Raw genomic sequence first — 20493 nt, 5'->3', positions numbered from 1 at the left:
CAAGAGCGGCCGGGGCGCGGGCCGTGCGGGGGTTCGCGCGGCCCGCGCGGGGGTCCGGTCAGGCCGGGACGGGGCCGGAGCCGCGGTAGCGCTCCAGCTCCGCCCACGCGGGCGCGACCCCGGCCAGGCAGCGGTCGAACGCCTCCGAGTGCCGCAGGTACTCCTCCCGGTCCGGCCCCGGACGGACGCAGAGGTCGTCCTCGTCGCTCACCGACCACGGCCGCACGTCGTGGCCGAGCGCGGCCGGCAGCAGTGAGGCGACGCCCCGCGCCCCCAGCTCCGTGGTGAGCTGGCGGCGCACCGGGCGGCCCAGCACGTCGGCGAAGATCTGCGCCCAGACCTCCGACCTGGCGCCCCCGCCGGCCAGCCGCCACGGCCGGTCGGCGATGGCCGCGCCGCTCGCCAAGACCCGGTCGAGCTGCACCCGGTGGTACTGGGCGACCCCCTCGATGACGGCCCGGGTGAGGTGGCCGCGCCGGTGCAGGCCGGAGATGCCGAGGAACGTCCCCGACGCGTCGGGGAGCTCGGGCGCGCCGTTCACGAACGGCAGGAACAGCAGCCCGTCCGCGCCGGGGCGCACCGCGGCCGCCTCCTCCAGCAGCTCGGCCGCGAGCACCCCGGGCCGGCCCGGCGGCACCGCCGCGCAGGCCAGCCATTCGAGGTTGGCGGCCGAGGTCGGCGCGACCTCCATGGCCAGCATCGTGCCCGGGTCGGGCATCAGCGCGCTCAGCGTGACCCCGGGCGCGGGGGTGCGGGCGGGCACCACGACGCCGTTGATGGCCCACGTCCCGACGATGATCGTGACGTCGCCGACGTCGCGCCCGCCCGCGCCCAGCGTGGCCGCCACGCAGTCCATGCAGCCCGCGATGACCGGCAGCCCCTCCGGCAGCCCGGTGCGCGCCGCGACCTGCGCGCTCAGCCCGGCGACCACGTCGCCCGACCGCCGCAGCGGGGGGAACCGCTCCAGGTCGGACGCCGGCAGCCCCACGAGCTCCAGCGCGGTCGCGCTGTAGCGCCGGGTGTCGAGCGCCACCATGCCGAAGGCGCTCGCGTCGCTGTGGTCGGCGCTCGCCACCCCGGTCAGCGCCGCGGTGACCCAGTCCTTGCACGAGAGCACCCAGCGGACCGCCCGGTAGGTGTCGGGTTCGGTGTCGTGCAGCCAGCGCAGGAGCACGGCGGGCTGGGCCGCCCACGGGATGGAGCCGGTCTCGGCGGCCAGCCGCGCGGCCTCCCGCGCGGGGATCGCGTCCACGATCCGCTGGGCGCGGCTGTCGGACGACGCGATCGCGGGACCGACGGGCCGCAGCGCCTCGTCGGCCGGGTACAGGCCGTTGCCGTGGGCCGCCACGCCGATGCCGGCCGGGGTGTACCCGTCGGCGGCCAGCTTGCCCGCGAGCTCGCCGAGCAGCGAGACGACGGTGGCGGCCAGCGCCGGCATGTCCACGTCGTGCCGGTGGACGCTCACGCTCGTCCTCGGCGTGCGGGAGTGGACGACGCCGATCTCGCGTCCCTCGGCGTCGAACGCCGCGACCTTCGACGCCGTGAGGCCGACGTCCACGCCGATGTAGCAGGTGCCCGGAGTGGTCACGGGGTCCTCCTGTCGCCGCTGGGGGGTGATGCCGGGGTCGCGAGGGCTCGCGGCCGGTAGCGTCGCAGCTCCGCCTCGTAGGCGGCGAGCTCGTCGCGGGCGCGGGCGTCGTCCCATCCGAGGTGGCGCACCGCCACGCCGGCGCAGGCCTCGGCCGCGGAGAGGCCCATGTCGGCGCCGAGTCCGACCAGCATACGCCGCAGCAGGACGTCCGCCAGGGTGACGGCGCCCTCCTCGCGGACCGCCAGCACCACCTCGGCGGCGAGCGCGCCCGACTCCTCGTCCACGACCTCGGCGAGCGAGGGGTCCTCGGCGGCGAGGTCGAGGACCCTCCGGGCGCGTACGCCGTAGACGTCGAGCAGCCGGCGCGACCGCGCGGGGGTGAGCGGCGACGAGCGGACGAAGTCCCGGGCGAACGCCGGCCAGTCGGCGGTGTCGGCGCCGGGGAAGGCACGGCGCCGGGTGAGGCAGCGCCTGCGCCCCCGCCCGAGGGTCCGCAGCACCTCGTCGGTGACGTCCTCGGCGAGCGCGCGGTGCGTCGTCAGCTTGCCGCCGATGACGGTGATCAGCCCCGGGTGGGCGGGGGCGTGGCTGTGGACGGTGTGCCCGCGGCTGATCTTCGCGTTGTCGGAGACCCCCGCCGTGTACGGCAGGGGCCGGATCCCGGCCACGCTGTACAGCACGTCGTCCGGGGTGAGGCCGGCCGAGGGGAAGATCCGGTTGGTCTCGGCGAGCAGGTAGTCGATCTCGGCATCGCTCGCGACGACCTCGTCGAGGTCGCCCTCGTACGTGAGGTCGGTGCTGCCGAGGACGTACCGGCCCTCCCAGGGGAAGACGAAGATCGGTCGCCGGTCGGCGGCGGCCTCGAAGAAGATGCAGGTCGGGGGCGCGCCGGGGAACGGGTCGACCACGACGTGGCTGCCCTTCGTCCCGCCGTTGAGCCGCCGGCTGGCCACCTGCCCGTCGAGGACGGTGTCGATCCACGGGCCGGCCGCGTTCACGGTGACGGCGGCCCTGATCTCGGCGGCCGCGCCGGACCGGTTGTCCTCGACCCGCATCCCGGCGACGCGGTCGCCGTCGAGCAGCAGCCCGGTGACCGTCGTGTACGTCAGCACGCGGGCGCCGAGCCGCCGGGCGTCGAGGAACAGCTCGACGCACAGCCGCTCCGCCCACGGCACCTGCGCGTCGTGGTACAGGGCGGCGCCCCGCAGCCCCTGGGTGGACAGGCCGGGCCAGCGCCTGGCCACCTCGCGGACGGCGACGCCGCGGCTGCGGCCCTGGCCGCGCCCGGCCGCCATGACGTCGAACGCGGCCAGGCCGAGCCGGATCAGCGCTCCCGGCCTGCTGTCGCCCGCGTAGAAGGGGATGAGCATCGGATAGTGGTGGACGAGGTGCGGCGCGGTGCGGAACAGCAGGTGCCGCTCGCGGATCGACTCGCGCACCAGCCGGAAGTCGTACCGTTCGAGGTACTTCAGGCCGCCGTGGATGAGCCTGCTCGACGTGCTCGACGTGCCCGACCCCAGGTCGGCGCGGTCGGCGACGACGACGCGCAGGCCGCGGGCGGCGGCGTCACGGGCGATGGCGAGCCCGTTGATGCCGGCTCCGATGACGGCGAGGTCGACGTCCTCGGAGCCGGGGGGGTGATGCGACATGGGAGCTCCAGGAGATGGCGGGCCGGGTCCCGGCGGCTCGCGCCGGGACCCGGCCCTTGAGGGGTCAGGACGCCGCGTGGCCGGCCGAGTGCTCCCTGAAGAGCTCGTAGGCCTCCTCGGGCTTGGCTCCGGCGTGCACGACCGCGCGGACGGCGGCGAGCATGGCGGCGGGGTGGTCGCTCTGGAAGATGTTGCGGCCCATGTCGACGCCGGCGGCGCCCTCCTGGATGGAGCGGTAGGCCATCGTCAGGGCGTCCAGCTCGGGCAGCTTCTTGCCGCCCGCCACGATGATCGGCACCGGGCAGCTCGCGGTGACGGTCTCGAAGCCCTCCTCCACGTAGTACGTCTTGACGACGTGCGCCCCCATCTCCGCGCTGATGCGGGTGGCCAGGCGGAAGTACCTGGCGTCGCGCACCATGTCCTTGCCGACCGCGGTGACGCCGAGCACGGCGACGCCGTGGCGCTGCCCGGCGTCCACGAGCCTGGCGAGGTTCGCGACGGAGCGCGACTCGTGCTCGCCGCCGATGAACACCTGGATGGCCAGCGCGGCGGCGTTGAGCCGCACGGCGTCCTCGATGTCCAGGGCGAGGTGCTCGTCCGACAGCTCGCGCAGGATGCTCGGGCCGCCGCTGGCGCGCAGGACGACGCCGGCGCTGCTGTGCGAGGGGATGCTGGTGCGCAGCGCGCCCCGCGTCATCATGATCGCGTCGGCGTCGGGCACGAGCGGGGCGATGTTGACGTCGAGCTGCTCCAGCCCGGCCATGGGCCCGACGAAGTAGCCGTGGTCGAACGCCAGCATGACGGTCCGGCCGGTGTCGGGCCTGAAGATGCGCGACAGGCGGTTCTGCAGGCCCCAGTCCTGGGCCTGGGCGCCCTTGACGTGGAAGGCGTCGGCCACGGGCCGGCCCGGCTGGAAGGTGCGGGCGTCGAGCAGGCCGTCGGTGTCAGCCATCTGTGGTTTCTCCTGGTGTTGTGGTGTCAGCGGCCGCCGGTCGGCGCCGCCGTCTGAGGGAAGGGAGGGAGGTGCCCGGGGTGCGGGCGCCGCCTCCTGCGAGGAAGAGGACGAGGAGCACCAGGCCGCCCTTGAGCAGGTTCTGCGCCGCGGTGCTCCAGCCGACGAGGTTGACCAGGCCGTCGAGCAGGATGAAGAACAGGGCCGCGCCCCACACGCCGGTGGGCACGGCGCGCCCGCCGGAGATGAGCGTCCCGCCGATGACGACGACGGCCACCGAGTCGAGCAGGTAGCGGGTGCCGAGGTCGGCCGTGGGCGCGATGTAGGTGGCCAGCAGGGAGCCGGTGAGCCCGGCCAGCGCGCCGCTCGCCAGGTAGGTCGCGGCGATGACGCGCCGGACGGGGATCCCGGCGCGCTCGGCCGCCCGGCGGTTCTGCCCGACGGCGATGAGGGAGCGTCCGTAGACGGTGCGCCGCAGCACGGCGACGACCGCGGCGGTCACCGCGGCGACGGCGACGGCGAACAGCGGCACCCCGGCGGGCCGCAGGTTGAGCAGCTCCCGCAGCCCCGGGTCGGGCACCGCGGTGAAGCCGCCCGCCAGCGACAGCGTGGCCGACGAGGCGACGAGCCCGGAGGCGAGCGTGGCGATGATCGGCGGGACGGACAGCCCGAGGATCGCGACGGTGCTGACCGCCGCGACGGCGATCCCCGCCGCGACGCCCGCGCCGACGCCGAGGACGACCGAGCCGGTGGACGCGGCCGCCGCCACCGAGACGAACCCGGCCAGCGAGATGACCGACGCCACGGAGACGTCGATGTTGCCGGGACCGGCCGTGATGACGAGCATCTGGCCGAGCCCCACGACGACCAGGTACGGCGCGAGGGACAGCGCGAGGGAGACGGTCTGCCCGCCGCCCTGGCCGGAGATGGCCAGGATGGCCACCCACACCAGCGCCGCGGCGGCGAAACCCCAGATCCAGGGGCGCGTGAGGAGCACTCGGACGTTCATCGCAGCACCTTCCCGACGACGACGCGGCCGGCGAGCACGGCCAGGACGATCACTCCCTGGACGGCCGACTGCAGGGCGGTCGGGACGTCGAGCAGGCTCAGCACGACGCTGACCAGGCCGAGCGTCACGCCGCCGATCGCCACGCCCCAGGGCACCGCGGCGCCGCCCCTGAAGGAGCCGCCGCCGAGGATCACGGCCGCCACCGTCATGAGCGTGTAGCTGGAGGCCGACGACACGTCCCCGCCCCCGGTCTGCGAGGCCAGGACGAGGCCGGACAGCACGCCGAGCGCGCCCGTGGCGGTGTAGGCGACGGCGCGGGCCGCCAGCGGGCTCAGCCCGGCGCGTTGGAGCGCGACCGGGTTGCTGCCCAGCGCGCGCATGCGCACCCCGGCCCCGCTGCGGCAGGCCAGCAGGTACACCAGCGCGGCGACCAGCAGGATCGGCAGCAGCGGCGCGGGGAACCCGGCGGGCTGCCACGCGCCGAACGCCGCCAGCCAGGCGGGGGTGGTGCCTCCCGGCGTCGGCAGGACGGACAGGCCGAGCCCCATCCAGACGAACGACGCGCCCAGCGTGGCGATGAGCGACGGCACCCGCCGCAGGTGGACGAGGACGCCGAGCACCGTGTAGGCGGCGACCAGCCCGAGCAGGATCAGCGCGCCGGTGACGGGCGACGACACCAGGCTGGTCGCGGCGATCACCGTGACCAGGCCGACGAAGGCGCCGATCCCGAGGTCGATGTCGCCGACCGACATCAGGGTCATCTGGGCCTGGGCGGCGATGACGAGGGGCACGGTCGCCGAGAGCACCAGCGACAGGCCGGGCACGGTCAGGACGTCCGGCTGCAGCGACGCGCACACGGCGACCATGACGGCCATGGCGACGGCGCTGACGGCGGCGGGCGCCGCCCTGCGCAGCTCCGCCCTGGTGGGCAGTGCGGTGGGCAGTGCGGGGGAGAGGGCCGGGGCCCGGGTGAGGTCAGCCATGGTTCCGCGCCTCCTGGGGTCGCTCGCGGCCGGGCGCTCCCTGCGCCCGGCCGGCTGCCGTCGGCGGGTCGGGTTCGGCGAAGGAGACGGCGATGATGCGCTCCTCGGAGATCTCGTCGCCGGAGAGCTCGGCGACGACCCGCCCGGCCCGCAGGACGTAGACGCGGTCGCAGTGCGCCATCTCGGCGTTCTCGCTGGAGTACCAGACGACGCTCCTGCCCCGCGCCGCCTCCTCCCGGATCAGCCGGTACAGGCCGGTCTTGGTGTGGACGTCCACGCCGCGGAAGGGGTCGTCGAGCAGGACGAGGTCCGCCGAGGAGGCGAACGCGCGGGCGACGATCACCTTCTGCTGGTTGCCGCCGCTCAGCTCGGTCATCGCCGCGTCGGCGCCGCCGCGGATCGCCAGGCGCTCCACCCAGGAGCGCACGACCTCGCGCTCCTCGGCGGGGCGGCGCAGCCCGCGGCGGGCGATGCCCCGCATGGCGGTGACGACGAGGTTCTCGGCGACGCTCCACAGCGGCAGGACGCCGGAGCGCTGCCGGTCGCCGGGCACGTACGCCCTGGTCGCGCGCACCTTCGCGTCCCGCCGCGCGGGCCGCCACAGGCGTTCGAGCACGTCCTGCTGGCCCTGGCCGGCGAGCCCGGCCAGGCCGACGACCTCGCCCGCGCCGACTCTGACCGAGACGTCGCGCAGCCCTGAGCCGGTGGCGCCGCGCAGCTCGGCCACCACGGGCCGGTCGGCGGGCAGGCCCGCGGACGGGGCGGGCCGGTGCGCGTCGCGCTCGGCCACCTGGGCGCCCATCAGCGTCAGCACGTCGTGCTCGCCCAGCCCGGCCGCAGGACGCTCGGCGATGACCGCGCCGTCCCGCAGCACGGCGACCCGGTCGGCCACCGACAGCACCTCGCCGATGCGGTGCGAGATCAGCAGGACGGCCACGCCGCGCGCGGTGAGGGAGCGGACGTGGTCGTAGAGCGAGCGCGCCGCGTCCGGCCCGAGCGACTCGGTGGGCTCGTCCAGGATCAGCAGGTCGAGCGCGTCGACCAGGCTCGCCCTGGCGATCTCCACCATCTGGCGCCGGGCCAGCGTCAGGTCCTCGACCCGGTCGCGGGGCGACACCCCGTGACCTGGGAACATCTCGTCGAGCCGGCGGCGCGCCGCCGCGCCGGCCGCCCGCCGCCGGCGCAGCCGGGGCAGGCAGTGGCGGGAGGAGAGCCAGATGTTCTCGGCGACGGTGAGGTCGGGGCAGAGCGAGGTCTCCTGGTAGGCCATCCGCACCCCGCGGAACGCCGCCGCGCCGGGCGCCGCGTGCCGCCCGCGGACGGTGACGCGGCCCTCGTCGCAGGACTCCAGCCCGGCGAGGACCCGCATGAGCGTGCTCTTGCCCGCGCCGTTGTGGCCGACGAGGCCGAGCACCTCGCCCGCGCGGACCTCCAGGTCCACGCCGGTGAGTGCCCGGGTGCGCCCGTACGTCTTGGTGACGCCGGAGGCGGTGACGACCGGCGCGCCGTCCGGCCCCCGCCGCCGCGCCTCCCGCGGCGGGATGTTGTCGAGGTGCATGACGAGGTCTCCCACGTGTGTGTCGTCCGCTCTAGCCGGCGGCCGCCGGGATCGGCGGGCGGACCGGCTCGCCGCCCGTCTGCACGGCCTTGACCTGCTGGCGGAACAGCTCGCGCGTCCACGGCCAGGCGGCGTACTCGTCGGGCTTGAGCACCGCCGCCCAGGCGTCGCGGTCCTTCTGCTCGACGAGGACGATCGGGAAGGTCAGGTGCTTGGGGATGTCGCGCTTGTCGAGCAGGTCGAGCGCCTCCCACAGCGCGGCGACCGACTGGCCGGGGTCGGACATGACGGCCACGGAGCCGTTGTCGATCTTGTTGTCCTTCCAGTAGTTCAGCGCGCGGCCGTTGGTCTCGAACGTCACCGCGGGGACGGGCTTGCCCGCCGTGGTGAACGCCTGGGCGACGCCGTGGCCGTCGCCGCAGCCGATGACGCCGTCGATCTTCGCCACGCTGGAGAGCACGCCGAGCACGGCCTTCTGGGCGGTGGCGCCGTCGCACATGCCGGTGACGGTGGCGGCGGTCTTCACGCCGGGGTACTGGGCGAGGATCTTCTTGGTGGTCTCGTACATCTCGGCCTCCGGCTGGGAGCCGACGACGCCGCGGCTGACGACGACCTCGCCCTTGCCGCCGATGCCGTCGAGCAGGGGCTTGGCGGCGTAGGTGGCCCAGTCGGCGAAGCTGTTCTGCAGGACGTGGGCGCAGTCGGCGTCGATCGCGGAGTCGAAGACCACGACGGTGACGCCGGCGGAGCACGCCTGCTGGATGACGGGCTTGAGCGCGGTGGGCGAGGCCGGGTCGATGAGCAGGGCGTCGGGCTTCTGCAGCAGGAGGCTCTTGATCTGCGCGACCTGCTCGGTGGCCGAGTTGTCGCCGGGGGCGTTGACGACCTTGTACTTGCCGATGAGGCCGTCGGACTGGGCCTGCTTGGCGGCCGCCTCGAACTTCGCGATCATCGTCTGGCGCCAGCCGTTGCCGATGAAGCCGTTGCTGAGCGCGATGAACGGCTTGCCGCCGCCGGTCGCGTCCTGAGTGGCGGCGCCGCCGGACGCGCCGGAGCCGCAGCCTGCGGCGAGCACGGTGAGGGCGGTGAGCGACGCCACGGAGGCCGCGCGCCAGGGCCGGGGGGTGGGACGGGTACGCATGGTGTTCTCCAGATTGAGCAGTCCGCCGGAACGGGGGAGCCGGGGCCGCGAACTCTCCTGAGGCGGGTGCGGCGCAGTCATTACAGGCCTGTAGTGACAGGAACGCTAAGTCGGCGTTACCGGCGTGTCAAGAGTCACTTTTTCGTTGACAAACGCCCAGATAATCCACCAAACTCCACGAACGCGCTCGTCAACCTGTTACGACAGGATTGCTACCCTGTCATGACAGGGGCTGCCGCCGTGGCATGCTCTCCTAGACGCTGCCGCCAAGGAGGTTTCCCGTGACCATGACGTATCCGCGCCTCGACCGCGACGGATCCGAACCGCTGTGGATGCAGCTGATGCGGACGTTGCGCGCGCGGATCGAGGGCGGGGAGCCCGGTCCCGACCAGCCGCTGCCGTCGGAGGCCGAGCTCAGCGACCTGTTCGGGGTCTCCCGCACGGTCGTCAGGGAGGCGCTGCGCGAGCTGGTGCAGCAGCGGTTGATCTACAAAGTAAAGGGGCGGGGCGCGTTCGTCTCCCCGCGCAAGACCGAGGTGCGCTTCATCGGCTCCATGACCGGCTCCGCCGACGACCTGCGCGAGTCGGGCCGCCGCGTCACCACCGAGACCGTCAGCCAGACCCTCGGCGAGGCCGGCGAGCGCGAGGCCGCCCTGCTGCGCGTCCCCACGGGGGAGCAGGTCGTCAGGCTGCGCAGGCTCCGGCGGGTCGACGGCCAGCCCTGGCTGCTCGTCGACACCGCCCTGCCCGCGCGCCTCGTGCCCGGCCTGGAGCGTGGCGTGCTGGAGAACCAGTCGCTGTACGACGTCCTGCGCCGCCGCTACGGCATCGAACCCGCCGCCGCCGACCGGTGGATCGAGGCCGTCTTCCCCAGCAGGGAGGACGCGGCGCTGCTGGAGGTCACCGCCTCGACGCCGCTGCTCGGCATCGAGTCGGTCGCCTGGATGCCCGACGGCACGCGGTTCGAGGCGTACTACGCGCTGCACCGCAGCGACCAGACCCGCTTCTACGTCGGCATCCGCTGACCAGGCGCCCCCGCGGCGGGATCAGCCCGCGACGCGGAAGCGCATGCTCGTCGCCCGCGGCGACTCGGTCACCTCGACGCGCTCCAGCCTGACCTCCGCCCCGCCGGGCCGGTCGAACAGCCGGACCCCGCCGCCCAGCATGACCGGCGCGACGAACACCACGACCTCGTCGAGCACGCCCGCCTCCACGCACTGCCGGGCGACGTCGGCGCCGATGATGTTGACGTACCCGCCGCCCGCGGCGGCCTTCGCGGCCGCCAGGCCCTCGGCCAGGTCCCCGACGAACGTCACGCCAGGCACCGGCGTGGCGGGGGCGCGGTGGGTGAGCACGAAGTGCGGCCCGCTCCAGGCGCCCCCGAAGGCGCCCTCCTTGTCCGTGCCCTTGTTCGGGTCGTCGCCGTCGAAGGTGCGGCGGCCGATCAGCAGGGCGCCGATCTCGGCGACGAGCCGGTCCGCGGCCGGGTTCGGGCCCAGATGGGGGATGAGCCAGGACATGTCGCCGCCCGGGCCGGCGATGAAGCCGTCCAGTGACATGGTGGCCGAGTACACGATCTTGCTCATGGCTGCCTCCGGCGGGAGCGTGGTCGTCTCATGGTCAGACGACCTGACGGCCGCGAACTCATCGCCGCCACCACCACGAACCCGCGCGGGGCGCCCCTCACCGCGCGCCCGTCAGGAAGTCCAGCAGGATCTGCCGGCTGGTCTGCGAGGTGAGGCTGCCGTACGCGTCGTCGAAGGCGTGCCCCGCGAACGGCCACCGCGCGGCCCCGGCGCCCCTGCCCCCGGGCGCGGCACCGGCACCGACAGGGCGAGGCCGACGAGGGCGAGCAGCGCCATGTGCGCGGGGAACCGCCCGCCGAGGACGGGCCCGATCACGCCGGCCTTCGGGACGGCGAGGACGTGGGCGCCCAGCATGATCGCCCGCGCACGGCCGCGGTGCTGTTCCTGCTCGCCCTGTGGGTGCGGCTCGCCTCGGCGGCCGCGGCGGCGGGGGTGAGCGCGCTGGTCGCGGCGGCGCTGAAGCTCGCCCCGGGGCTGTCGAACGGGGAGATCGCGGGGGAGCTGGTCGTGGCGGAGGAGACGGTCAAGACTCACGTCGGCCGGATCCTGCGCAAGCTGGGGTTGCGCGACCGCACGCAGGCGGCCGTGTTCGCGTACGAGTCGGGCCTGGTCACGCCGGGAACCGGGCAGCCATGAAATCTACAATGTAAAGGCGTTGGGCCGGTTCGGCGGCGAATCCGCCGATAAGCCGGCGAGGGCGGTGAAGCCTCCGACAATGGCGCCGTAGACGACGTGCGCGAGCAGGCTGACCACGGGCGTGGCCGGTCCGTAGTTGAGCAGGAGGAAGCCGGGCGGTTCGAGCAGCGCCACGCCCGGCGCGCTGGTGAGGGCGGTGCCCATGCGGGGATGCACGAGCGGCAGCAGGATGTTGACCAGCGCCGTCCCGGAGAACAGGCCGTGCACCAGCCCGAACAGCGCTCCGAGCAGCCAGCCGCTGTGGTGGATGACGGCGAACGCGGCGTAGTAGCCGAGGGCGAAGATGAGCCCGGCGACGAAGTGCAGCACGTACCCCAGGGCCTTGGCGCGGGTGCGGTCGGCGGTGAAGGCGGTGCCGAGCAGGAACGGGATGTCCATGCGGGTGAGCTTGAGCTCGTTCGCCGCGCGCAGCACGGTGGTCAGGACGAGCGTGCCGGCGAACCCGCCCGCCAGCGCGCCCCACACGTTCATGCGTGGTCCTTCCCGCGCAGGGCGCAGGCCGCGCTGATCAGGGCCAGGTGGCTCAGCCCCTGCGGCATGTTGCCGAGGAAGGCGTGCGTGGCGGGGTCGATCTCCTCGCTGTAGAGGCCGACGTCGTTGGCCAGGCCGACGAGCTGGTCCATCAGGCCGGCCGCGGTGTCGGCGTGGCCGCAGCGGGCCAGGGACTCGACCAGCCAGAACGAGCAGGCCAGGAACGCCCCCTCGGTCCCTGCGAAGCCGTCGTCCTCGGTGTAGCGGTGGACGAACGGGCCGTGGGCCAGCTCGCGGCGGACGGCCTCGACGGTGCCGCGCAGGCGGGGCTGCTCGGCGCCGGTGTAGCCGTGCAGGAGGCCGAGCAGCAGGCCGGCGTCCAGCCCGGTGCCCTCGGCGGAGCGGACGTAGCTGTGGCGGCGTTCGCTGTAGCAGCGGGTCTCGACGAAGTCGTGGATCGCCCGCAGGTGGGTGCGCCAGGCGGCGGCGTGGCGGCGCGGGATCAGCCCGCGCTCGGCCAGGCGCACGGCGCGGTCCAGGGCGACCCAGCACATCATCTTCGACTGGGTGAAGTGCAGCGGCCGGCTGCGGACCTCCCAGATCCCCGCGTCGGGCAGGCTCCAGGAGCGGCAGACGAAGTCGGCCATGCCGGCCAGCCTGCGGGCGATGTCGGCGTCGAGGCGGCCCGCGGCCGAGGCGTGCAGCCAGGCGGTCTGCAGGAGTTCGCCGTAGGTGTCCAGCTGGAGCTGGTCGGCGGCGGCGTTGCCGGTCCTGACGGGCGCGGATCCGCGGTAGCCCTCAAGGGGGAGGGTCCGTTCGGCGGCGCGGGGCCCGCCGTCCAGCCGGTAGAGCACGCGCAGCCGGGGGTGGGTGAGCTGGGTGGCGTGCATGAGCCACCAGAAGTAGGCGTCCGCCTCCGCCGGGCAGCCGAGCTGCAGGAAGGCGTCGAGGGTGAAGGCCGAGTCGCGGATCCAGGAGAAGCGGTAGTCGAAGTTGCGCGGGCCGCCGAGCGTCTCGGGCAGCGAGGACGTCGCCGCCGCCGCGACCGCTCCGGAGGGGGCGTAGACGAGCAGTTTGAGCGCGAGCGCGCTGCGGGTCACCGCCTCCGCCCAGGGTCCGTGGACGGTGCGGGCGGCCAGCCACTGCCGCCAGGCCGCGCGGGTGTGCTCGAGCCGGGCCTCGCAGTCGGCGCGGGTGGGCAGGACGAGCGGGTCCTGGTGGGCGTAGCACAGGGTGATCAGCGCGCGTGATCCCGCGTGGGCCTCGAAGCGGCCGGTGACGGCCTCGTCGCCGATGCCGGGCGTTCCCGCCTGCCAGGCGCAGACCGCGAGCGCCTCGTCCCCGGAGGTGACGACGGGTGTCCCCGCTCGCCGGCCGAAGCGCGGCTCGCGCAGGCCGTAGCCGAAGCCCGGGGTGACGCTCCAGCGCAGGGGGACGTCGCCGGACAGGCCTTCGACGTGGCGTTGCAGCTCGCGGAGCGGGGTCAGTGCGCGGCCCGGGAGCGACATGGCGTCGGTGACCCTGACGACCCCCTGGCCGGTGGTGAAGGTGGTCTCGAGGACGTTGGTGCCCGGCAGGTAGCGGCGGTCCACGCGGTAGGGGGCCTCGGGCCGCAGGGTGAAGGAGCCGCCGCGCCGGGCGTCGAGGATGGCGGCGAACTGGGTGGGGGAGTCGAGGTCCGGCCAGGCCAGCCAGTCCACTGACCCGTCGCGGGCGATGAGCGCGACGCTGCGGCCGTCGCCGACGGCCGCGTAGTCGCGTAGCGGGGCGTAGCCGTCGATCCGTTCCGGCGGGTCGCCGCCGTGGGCCGGCGGTGCCGGGTACGCGTGCATCACCGCAGGTCACCTCCCGGCGTCTGTTACCCGGAGCGGGCGAGACGATTCCACACCGGCCGGATCGCCTGGCGCCGCCGCGGCCGCCGGACGACCTCTCAGGCCGGGGCGCCGCCGGTCGGCGGGGGCGTGGCGAAGGCGCCGGCGGCGGCGGCGAGCACGGCGGTCCTGGCAGCCCGGTCGGGCAGGCCGGGGTCGGGCGGCGTGCGGAGGAGGATCAGGTGGTGGTAGAGCGGCGCGGTGGCGGCGACGAGCAGCTGCCGGGCGTCGGTGTGCGGCGGGAGTTCGCCGCGCAGGACGGCTCGGCTGACGATGACCTCGCAGCGGGCGTACCGGTCCTCCCAGAGCCGGCGGACGCCGCGGGCGGCCTCCTCGGAGCGGAACGAGGCGGCGACGAGGGCCGCGGCGATCGACGGCTGCGCGGTGAGCGCGGCCTGGTTCTCGTGGTTGAGCGCGGCGAGGTCGCCCTGGAGGGAGCCGGTGTCCTGGGGTTGCCAGTCGTCGTCGCGGGTCGCCTCGAAGAGGTCGGCGAGCAGGCCGCCGACGTCGCGCCAGCGGCGGTAAACGGTCGCGCGGTGCACGCCGGCGCGGGCGGCGACGGCGTCGAGGGTGAGCTCGTCGTAGCCGCGTTCGCCGAGTTCGGCGCGCAGGGCGTCGAGGACCTGGGCGCGGGTGCGGCTGGTGCGGCCTCCCGGCCTGCGCCGGACCGGCGGGGGGACGGCGCTGTTCTCTCCGGTTTGCTCTGTGGGCGGCGTCATGACAGCATCTTAATGTAAAACTTGTCGCGTTAGTGGCTGCCCGGCAGCCGGCCCGTCCCCGGAGGATCGATCCATGAATCCGCGTGTCCCCGCTGATCCGACCGTGCTGCATCCGATGCCGGAGCATCCCCGGGTGGTGCTGCTGCGGCCGTTGGTGACGTCTCCGTTGATCGAGGTCGGGGAGTACTCGTACTACGACGACCCGGACGACCCGACCGCCTTCGAAACGCGTAACGTGCTCTACCACTACGGGCCGGAGAAACTGGTCATCGGCCGGTTCTGTGCGCTGGGCACCGGGGTGCGGTTCATCATGAACGGCGCCAACCACCGCATGGACGGCCCCTCGACCTTCCCCTTCCCCACCATGGGCGGCTCGTGGGCGGAGCACTTCGACCTGCTCACCGGCCTGCCGAACCGCGGTGACACCGTCGTCGGCAACGACGTCTGGTTCGGCCACGGCGTGACGGTGATGCCGGGCGTGCGCATCGGCCACGGGGCGATCGTCGGCTCCGGCGCCGTGGTCACCTCCGACGTGCCCGACTACGGGATCGTCGGCGGCAACCCGGCCCGTCTCATCCGCACCCGCTACAGCGACGAGGACGTCGCGCGGCTGCTGGCGGTGGCCTGGTGGGACTGGCCGGCGGAGCACATCACCGAGCACATCCGGACGATCATGTCGGGCGGCGTCGCCGACCTGGAGGCCGCCGCCCCCGGCCGGGCCGCTCCCGCAGGAAACGAGTGACCCTCCATGTCCCCTCGCCGGGCCCACATCGCGATGGTCGGCATCCCCATCGTCAGCCACGTCCTGCCCAGCCTGGAGGTCATCCGTGAGCTGGTGGCCCGCGGCCACCGGGTGACCTACGCCAACGACCCCGCGGTCGGCGACCTGATCACGGCCACCGGCGCCGAACTGGTCCCCTGCGCCTCCGTGCTGCCGGTCGCCGACGACGACTGGCCCGCCGACCCCGTCGCCGTGATGAACCTCTTCCTCGACGACGCCGTTCAGGCCCTCCCGCGGTTGCGCGCCGCCTACGACCACGACCCCGCCGACCTCTACCTGTACGACATCGGGGCCTACGCCGCGCGCGCCCTCGCCGAGGCACAGGGCCGTCCCGTCCTGCAGCTGTCGCCGACGTTCGTGGCGTGGAAGGGCTACGACGAGGACGTGGCGGCGCACCTGTGGCGGCTGCCGGGCGCCGACGCCCACCGGGCGAGGTTCGCGCGGTGGCTCGGTGAGGCTGGGGCGTCCACCACGGACGTCGACGCCTTCTCCGGCCCGCCGGCCCGGGCGCTGGCCCTGATCCCCAGGGTGATGCAGCCGCACGCCGACCAGGTCGACACCGGCGCCGTCACCTTCGTCGGCCCCTGCTACGGCAGGCCCGGGGAAGGGGACGGCTGGACGCGTCCCGCCGCCGCCGAGAAGGTGCTCCTGATCTCCCTGGGGTCGGCCTTCACGCGCCGCCCGGAGTTCTACCGGCAGTGCCTGGCGGCCTTCGGCGACCTGCCCGGCTGGCACGTCGTACTGCAGATCGGCAGGCACACCGACGTGCGGGAACTGGGCGACATCCCGTCCAACGTCGAGGTGCACCGCTGGGTCCCCCAGCGGGCGATCCTGGAGCAGGCCGACGCCTTCGTCACCCACGCCGGCATGGGGGGCTGCGGCGAAGGGCTGCTGGCCGGCGTCCCGATGATCGCCGTTCCGCAGGCCGCCGAGCAGTTCATGAACGCCGACCGGCTGGTGGAGCTGGGCGTCGCCCGCCGCGTCGACACCGCGGACGCCACGGCCGGGACCCTGCGCGGCGCGCTGCGCGACCTCGTCGCCGACCCCGAGGTCGCCCGCCGCTCGGCGCGGCTCCGAGCCGCGACGCGGGCCGAGGGCGGCACCCCGCGGGCCGCCGACCTCATCGAGCACCTGCTCGGCTGAGCAGCCCGCCGGCGATCAGGAGGGTCCGCGGCGCGAGCCGGTAGCCGAGCCTGACGGCCGGCGCGGAACCGGCGACCACACCGAGGGCGAACGGCAGGAACATGATCCCGGTCAGCGCCGGCCCCGTCCCGAGGACGTGCTGGAGGTAGGGCGACACGAAGGAGAAGGAGGCGGCCATGGCCGCGCCGACCAGCCCGCCGAAGTTGTCGTGGGGGTCCTCTAGCCTGCCGTTCAATTGATCAAGCCGGTCTTATCTAAAGAAGGCGGACATGACCTATCTTGAGCTGTCTGAGGACGGCGGCGGAGCGCACAAGTTCTACGAGGCCGTCGTCTCCGGGACGCGCGTGACCATCACGTACGGGCGCATCGGCGAGACGGGCCAGACGAAGAGCACCGACTTCCCCACCGAGGACAAGGCGCGCGCCGCGGCGGCCAAGAAGGTCAACGAGAAGCTGCGCAAGGGCTACGCCCCCGCCGTGCGGGGTGTGCGCCAGCGCAGGCCGGTCACCCGCAGGACCGTCACGAGCACCCGCTCGACCGCCCTGCAGGCGCCGGTGCTGTGGCGCTTCGACAGCGGCGCCTCCGCGTTCGGCGTCTTCGTGGACGAGGAGCGCTGCTGGGTCGGCAACCAGCGCGGCGACGTGTTCACCCTCGCCCACTCCGGCACCGTCACCGGCCGGTTCCGCCTGCCTGACGGCGTCAAGTGCATCGTGGCCGACGACTTCTGGATCTACGCGGGCTGCGACGACGGCAAGGTGTACGACCTGAGCGGCAAGGTGCCGAGGGCGGCCTACGAGATCGCCGCGGACGTGGACATCTACTGGCTCGACATCCACGACGGCATCCTCGGGGTGTCCGACCGCGCCGGGCGGATCACCACGATCGACTACGAGGACGAGTTCCAGTGGGCGCGTACCGGCCAGGGCGACTACGCCTGGATGGTGCGCTGCGACGAGGACGCCGTCTACCACGGCCACTCGGGCGGCGTGTCCCGCTTCGACGCCTCCGACGGTTCCCCGGTCTGGCACACCTCGGCCGCCGACCAGGTGCTGTTCGGCTGGCAGGAGGACGACGCGGTCTACGCCGCGACCGCGCGGCGCACGGTGCACCGCCTGGCCAAGGCGGACGGCCGGGTGGAGGCGGTGTACCGGTGCGACGCGCCCGTCTACTCCTGCGCGACCTCGCCCGGCGGCGGTTACGTGTTCGCGGGCGACAGCCATTCGTCGGTGTACTGTTTCGCCGCCTCGGGGGAGCGGCTGTGGAAGCTCGGCACCGGCTGCGGGTCGGCGCTGTCGATGCAGTTCCTGGACGACCGCCTCTACATCGTCACCACCGACGGCTCGCTGGCGTGCGTCGACGCGGGGGAGGCGGCGATCGCCGCGGCGTGCCAGGGCAGGGTGCCCGAGGCCGTGGACGTGAAGGCCGCCGCGTCGCTGCCGGTGGTGGAGCCGTCGGTGGTGCTGGAGACGGTCACGGCAGGCGGCGCCGGTGAGGGCGTGGTGGTGGAGTGCGTGCGTGAGGGCGACCGGTTGCGGGTGCGGGTGTCGAGCCCCGGTTACCAGGCGTGGAACGTGCAGTTCCCGAAGGACATCCGCGAGGCCGGGGCCCGCTACCTGGTCGAGGGCTTGCGCCCGGCCGGCCGTGGCGGTTTCTACCGGACGTACGGGGAGATCAGGCGCCTGGTCTAGCCGGGTGGGGGCCTGCCGGTGGGCGTTCCCGGTCAGCCGGTGACCTTGTCGAGGAACGCGCGCAGGTTGGCCTCGATGCGGACGATCTTCTCCTCGGTCGTGAGCGACTCGTCGAGGCCGCCGCCCGCGACCGACTGCTTGGTGCCGCGTACGTACAGGGGGCAGCTGAGGTCGGCGCAGAGGTACTGGCCGACGGTGTTGCCCTGGCGGCCGGGTTCGCCGGTGCGGCGCGCGGTCATGAGGGCGACGCCGCCCCCGGTGCGGGTGGTCAGGCACAGGGAGCACATGCTGCGCGAGGTGAAGCCGCGGGAGGCGCCGGTGGTGACGCGGAGGGCGAGGCCGGTGGGACGGCCGCCGCGTTCGGCGACGAGGTAGGCGCGTTCGGGGGCGCCGGGGTCGCGCCAGCCGAGGAAGTCGAGGTCGGGCCAGGGCAGGTCGGGGAAGTCCTTGGGCAGGCCGAGGCGCTGGGTCTCGCCTTTGGAGCAGTTGACGAAGGAGGTGCGGATGTCGCGTTCGGTGAGAGGTCTCATGAGGGGTGAGGGTAGTTTTCCTAATAGGCTTAGGCAAATGCTTTACTGCCTTAGGTGAAGGAGAGGGTTTCGAGTGAAACGGGCAGGGGTGACCGCGGAGCAGCTCACGCGCGCGGCGGCGGAGCTCGCCGACGAGGTCGGCTTCGAGAACGTGACGCTCGCGACGCTGGCGCGCCGGTTCGGCGTGAAGGAGGCCAGCCTGTACTCGCACGTCAGGAACGCGCGCGACCTGAAGACCCGGGTGGCGCTGCTGGCGCTGGCCGAGCTCGCCGACCTGGTCGCCGACGCGGTGGCCGGGCGGGCGGGCAAGGACGCGCTGGTGGCCCTGGCCGGCGTCTACCGCGACTACGCCCGCGAGCACCCGGGCCGCTACGCCGCGGCCCAGCTCAGGCTCGACCCGGAGACGGCGGCGGCGAGCGCCGGTGCCAGGCACGCCCAGATGACGCGGGCGATCCTGCGCGGCTACGACCTGCAGGAGCCCGACCAGACCCACGCGGTGCGGCTGCTCGGCAGCGTCTTCCACGGGTACGCGACGCTGGAGATGGGGGGAGGCTTCAGCCACAGCGCCCCCGACACCGAGGAGACCTGGTCACGCACCCTCGACGCCCTCGACGCGCTCCTGCGCCACTGGCCCGCCCCCTGACCGGCGCCGCGGCGGGCGGCGAACCCCGGCCGGGTGGCCGCAGCCCGGGGGCGGGCGGCCTGATCGTCAGGCGCGTAGGCTGACCGCGATCACCCGCGACGGTGAAGGAGGCGCCCGTGACCACCGACCCCACGATGGCCCGGATCGGCCAGGGGGTGGAGTTGCATCACCACCAAGGTCAGCGTGAAGCCGCTCGCGACCTGTTCGCGCAGATCTGGGATGACATCGGCGGTGAGCGAGGCGACCCCCTGCACGTCTGCGTCCTCGCCCACTCGATGGCCGACGTGCAGGACGACGTGCACCAGGAGCTGATGTGGGATCTGCGGGCGCTCGCCGCCGCCGATCTCGTCACCGATGAGCGGGTGGCCCAGGCCGGGGTGCCGCTCTCGGTGGCCGGCCTGTACCCGTCGCTGCACCTGAACGTGAGTGAGTGCTATCGCAGGCTGGGCGACCTCGGCCGGGCCCGCGAACACCTCCAGCGGGCGCGGGCCGAGATCGGCGCGCTCGGCGACGACGAGTACGGGCAGCTCATCAGGGGCGGCCTGGAGCGGCTGGCCGAACAGCTGGGTGAGACCACCTGACCGCGTGCCGGCGCATTCTCCCGGCGCGGGCCCCGGGGAACCCGGTCGCCGGCGGGCCCCGTCCGTTACACCTCCGGGCCGGCCTCCCCGGCGGGCCGGAGGGTGGCGAGGGCGTGCTCCCATGCCGTGGTCGTCCAGGAGGTCGACGTGGGGCGCACCGATCCCCACGCGTCGGCGTACGTCTCCATGACGAGCGGCCCGGAGCGGACCACGACGAGCGCCAGCTCCGCCGGCTTCTTCCTCCCCCAGAGGGGCGGCAGGACCGTCTTCACCCCGCTCACCGTGGCGCCGGGGATGTCGGGCAGTTCCGCTGCCGGAATCGGCTTGATCCGAACCGTGATGCGCCTGCCGTCGTAGCTCACGCGCAGCTTCCCGCACGACGCGGGGACGCGTGCCCGGAACACGGAGTCCGGCAGGGACGCGGGAACCGAGATGAGCGACTCGCCCAGGGCGTGCCCCACACCGCTCAGCTCGACCGCCGCCGCGGGACGGCCGCGGAAGCGGTGCGCCGCCTTGCGGTCCCACAGCAGCCCGGTGGTGGCGGAGGTGCGGCAGCGGGGAGGGATCGCGCTGAACGCCCAGCCGCGCATGGCGCTGCGGCGGCCGGTGAACGTCGCCGCCTTGCCGGCGACGACGTGCAGCGTGCGGTAGCCGTCGCGGTGACGTACCAGGGCTGCCTTCAACTGGGCGGCCGTGGGGGCGGACGCGAAGCCGGCCTGGGCGGCCGGGCCGCCGGGGGCGGGGACTGCGGCGCGCGCCGGGACGGTGCTTCCCGCGGCGTGCGCGGGGACGGCGCTTCCCGCGGCGGCGGCGAACGCGGCGAGCACGAGGATGACGGGCTTCTTCTTCATCGGTACCTCCACAACGACGGACCGGATGATCCCGACGTTTCCCGAAAGGC

The 20493-nt window shown here is 74.1% G+C and carries 20 protein-coding genes and 1 pseudogene; 7 read left to right on the top strand and 14 right to left on the bottom strand.

The annotated features are described in order from the left end of the window. Positions 1–58: 58 nt before the first annotated feature. The 7 genes from BMX74_RS38980 to BMX74_RS38950 all read right to left on the bottom strand — a co-directional run bounded on the left by BMX74_RS38980 (position 59) and on the right by BMX74_RS38950 (position 8883). Positions 59–1588, bottom strand: a complete 1530-nt coding sequence (locus BMX74_RS38980; protein WP_091105477.1) for an FGGY-family carbohydrate kinase — start codon at positions 1586–1588, stop codon at positions 59–61. Next, positions 1585–3240, bottom strand: a complete 1656-nt coding sequence (locus tag BMX74_RS38975) for a glycerol-3-phosphate dehydrogenase/oxidase (protein ID WP_091105475.1) — start codon at positions 3238–3240, stop codon at positions 1585–1587. The genes BMX74_RS38980 and BMX74_RS38975 overlap by 4 nt, the downstream gene beginning before the upstream one ends. Positions 3241–3304: 64 nt before the next feature. Then, positions 3305–4192 (bottom strand): 3-hydroxy-5-phosphonooxypentane-2,4-dione thiolase, encoded by an 888-nt coding sequence (gene lsrF / locus BMX74_RS38970; RefSeq protein WP_055502296.1) that lies wholly within the window; start codon positions 4190–4192, stop codon positions 3305–3307. Then, positions 4185–5201: an ABC transporter permease gene (locus BMX74_RS38965; protein WP_055502295.1), complete on the bottom strand. Its 1017-nt coding sequence runs from the start codon at positions 5199–5201 to the stop codon at positions 4185–4187. Before BMX74_RS38965 ends, lsrF begins: the two co-directional genes overlap by 8 nt. After that, positions 5198–6184 (bottom strand): ABC transporter permease, encoded by a 987-nt coding sequence (locus BMX74_RS38960; protein WP_091105474.1) that lies wholly within the window; start codon positions 6182–6184, stop codon positions 5198–5200. Before BMX74_RS38960 ends, BMX74_RS38965 begins: the two co-directional genes overlap by 4 nt. Next, on the bottom strand, positions 6177–7757 hold the full coding sequence (locus tag BMX74_RS38955; RefSeq protein ID WP_236714626.1) for a sugar ABC transporter ATP-binding protein: 1581 nt from the start codon (positions 7755–7757) through the stop codon (positions 6177–6179). Before BMX74_RS38955 ends, BMX74_RS38960 begins: the two co-directional genes overlap by 8 nt. Positions 7758–7773: 16 nt before the next feature. Continuing rightward, positions 7774–8883: an ABC transporter substrate-binding protein gene (locus tag BMX74_RS38950; RefSeq protein ID WP_055502293.1), complete on the bottom strand. Its 1110-nt coding sequence runs from the start codon at positions 8881–8883 to the stop codon at positions 7774–7776. A gap of 287 nt (positions 8884–9170) precedes the next feature. Here BMX74_RS38950 and BMX74_RS38945 point away from each other — a divergent pair, with 287 nt between their 5' ends. Beyond that, positions 9171–9908: a GntR family transcriptional regulator gene (locus tag BMX74_RS38945; RefSeq protein ID WP_055503898.1), complete on the top strand. Its 738-nt coding sequence runs from the start codon at positions 9171–9173 to the stop codon at positions 9906–9908. A gap of 21 nt (positions 9909–9929) precedes the next feature. Here BMX74_RS38945 and BMX74_RS38940 read toward each other — a convergent pair whose 3' ends face one another. Further along, positions 9930–10469: a dihydrofolate reductase family protein gene (locus BMX74_RS38940; RefSeq protein WP_055502292.1), complete on the bottom strand. Its 540-nt coding sequence runs from the start codon at positions 10467–10469 to the stop codon at positions 9930–9932. Positions 10470–10931: 462 nt separating this feature from the next. On the opposite strand from BMX74_RS38940, the pseudogene BMX74_RS38935 reads away from it, so the two are divergent. Then, positions 10932–11105 (top strand): annotated as a pseudogene (locus BMX74_RS38935) (response regulator transcription factor); the annotation flags it as partial. A 3-nt stretch (positions 11106–11108) separates the two neighbouring features. Here the strand turns inward: BMX74_RS38935 and BMX74_RS38930 are convergent. The 3 genes from BMX74_RS38930 to BMX74_RS38920 form a co-directional block, all read right to left on the bottom strand. Continuing rightward, the gene (locus BMX74_RS38930; protein WP_055502289.1) at positions 11109–11636 is read right to left on the bottom strand and encodes a hypothetical protein; all 528 of its coding nucleotides are present in this window, start codon (positions 11634–11636) and stop codon (positions 11109–11111) included. Next, positions 11633–13468, bottom strand: coding sequence for a glycoside hydrolase family 15 protein (locus tag BMX74_RS38925; RefSeq protein WP_055503897.1), 1836 nt, complete (start codon positions 13466–13468; stop codon positions 11633–11635). Before BMX74_RS38925 ends, BMX74_RS38930 begins: the two co-directional genes overlap by 4 nt. A 98-nt stretch (positions 13469–13566) precedes the next feature. Further along, the gene (locus BMX74_RS38920) at positions 13567–14226 is read right to left on the bottom strand and encodes a TetR/AcrR family transcriptional regulator (RefSeq protein WP_091105472.1); all 660 of its coding nucleotides are present in this window, start codon (positions 14224–14226) and stop codon (positions 13567–13569) included. Between the two features lie 73 nt (positions 14227–14299). Between BMX74_RS38920 and BMX74_RS38915 the strand changes: the two genes are divergently transcribed. Both BMX74_RS38915 and BMX74_RS38910 read left to right on the top strand, forming a co-directional pair. Beyond that, positions 14300–14968: a CatB-related O-acetyltransferase gene (locus BMX74_RS38915; RefSeq protein ID WP_055502287.1), complete on the top strand. Its 669-nt coding sequence runs from the start codon at positions 14300–14302 to the stop codon at positions 14966–14968. 6 nt (positions 14969–14974) lie between these two features. Next, the gene (locus BMX74_RS38910) at positions 14975–16150 is read left to right on the top strand and encodes a macrolide family glycosyltransferase (RefSeq protein WP_256257544.1); all 1176 of its coding nucleotides are present in this window, start codon (positions 14975–14977) and stop codon (positions 16148–16150) included. Here the strand turns inward: BMX74_RS38910 and BMX74_RS38905 are convergent. Further along, on the bottom strand, positions 16128–16385 hold the full coding sequence (locus tag BMX74_RS38905; protein ID WP_177227682.1) for a hypothetical protein: 258 nt from the start codon (positions 16383–16385) through the stop codon (positions 16128–16130). The genes BMX74_RS38910 and BMX74_RS38905 overlap by 23 nt on opposite strands. A 34-nt stretch (positions 16386–16419) precedes the next feature. Here BMX74_RS38905 and BMX74_RS38900 point away from each other — a divergent pair, with 34 nt between their 5' ends. Continuing rightward, on the top strand, positions 16420–17838 hold the full coding sequence (locus BMX74_RS38900; RefSeq protein WP_091105471.1) for a WGR domain-containing protein: 1419 nt from the start codon (positions 16420–16422) through the stop codon (positions 17836–17838). Between the two features lie 32 nt (positions 17839–17870). On the opposite strand, the gene BMX74_RS38895 is transcribed toward BMX74_RS38900, so the two are convergent. Next, a complete protein-coding gene (locus tag BMX74_RS38895) occupies positions 17871–18368 on the bottom strand; it encodes an FBP domain-containing protein (RefSeq protein WP_091105469.1) in 498 nt (165 codons plus the stop codon). A gap of 73 nt (positions 18369–18441) precedes the next feature. Between BMX74_RS38895 and BMX74_RS38890 the strand changes: the two genes are divergently transcribed. Together BMX74_RS38890 and BMX74_RS38885 are read left to right on the top strand one after the other, a co-directional pair. Next, positions 18442–19011: a TetR/AcrR family transcriptional regulator gene (locus BMX74_RS38890; protein ID WP_055502283.1), complete on the top strand. Its 570-nt coding sequence runs from the start codon at positions 18442–18444 to the stop codon at positions 19009–19011. Between the two features lie 116 nt (positions 19012–19127). Further along, the gene (locus BMX74_RS38885) at positions 19128–19592 is read left to right on the top strand and encodes a hypothetical protein (RefSeq protein ID WP_082534755.1); all 465 of its coding nucleotides are present in this window, start codon (positions 19128–19130) and stop codon (positions 19590–19592) included. Positions 19593–19657: 65 nt separating this feature from the next. Here BMX74_RS38885 and BMX74_RS38880 read toward each other — a convergent pair whose 3' ends face one another. Further along, the gene (locus tag BMX74_RS38880; RefSeq protein ID WP_091105468.1) at positions 19658–20443 is read right to left on the bottom strand and encodes a hypothetical protein; all 786 of its coding nucleotides are present in this window, start codon (positions 20441–20443) and stop codon (positions 19658–19660) included. Positions 20444–20493 lie beyond the last annotated feature (50 nt).

This window comes from Nonomuraea pusilla, assembly GCF_900109355.1.
Taxonomy (GTDB): domain Bacteria; phylum Actinomycetota; class Actinomycetes; order Streptosporangiales; family Streptosporangiaceae; genus Nonomuraea; species Nonomuraea pusilla.
This window is presented reverse-complemented; position numbering and strand designations above follow the sequence as displayed.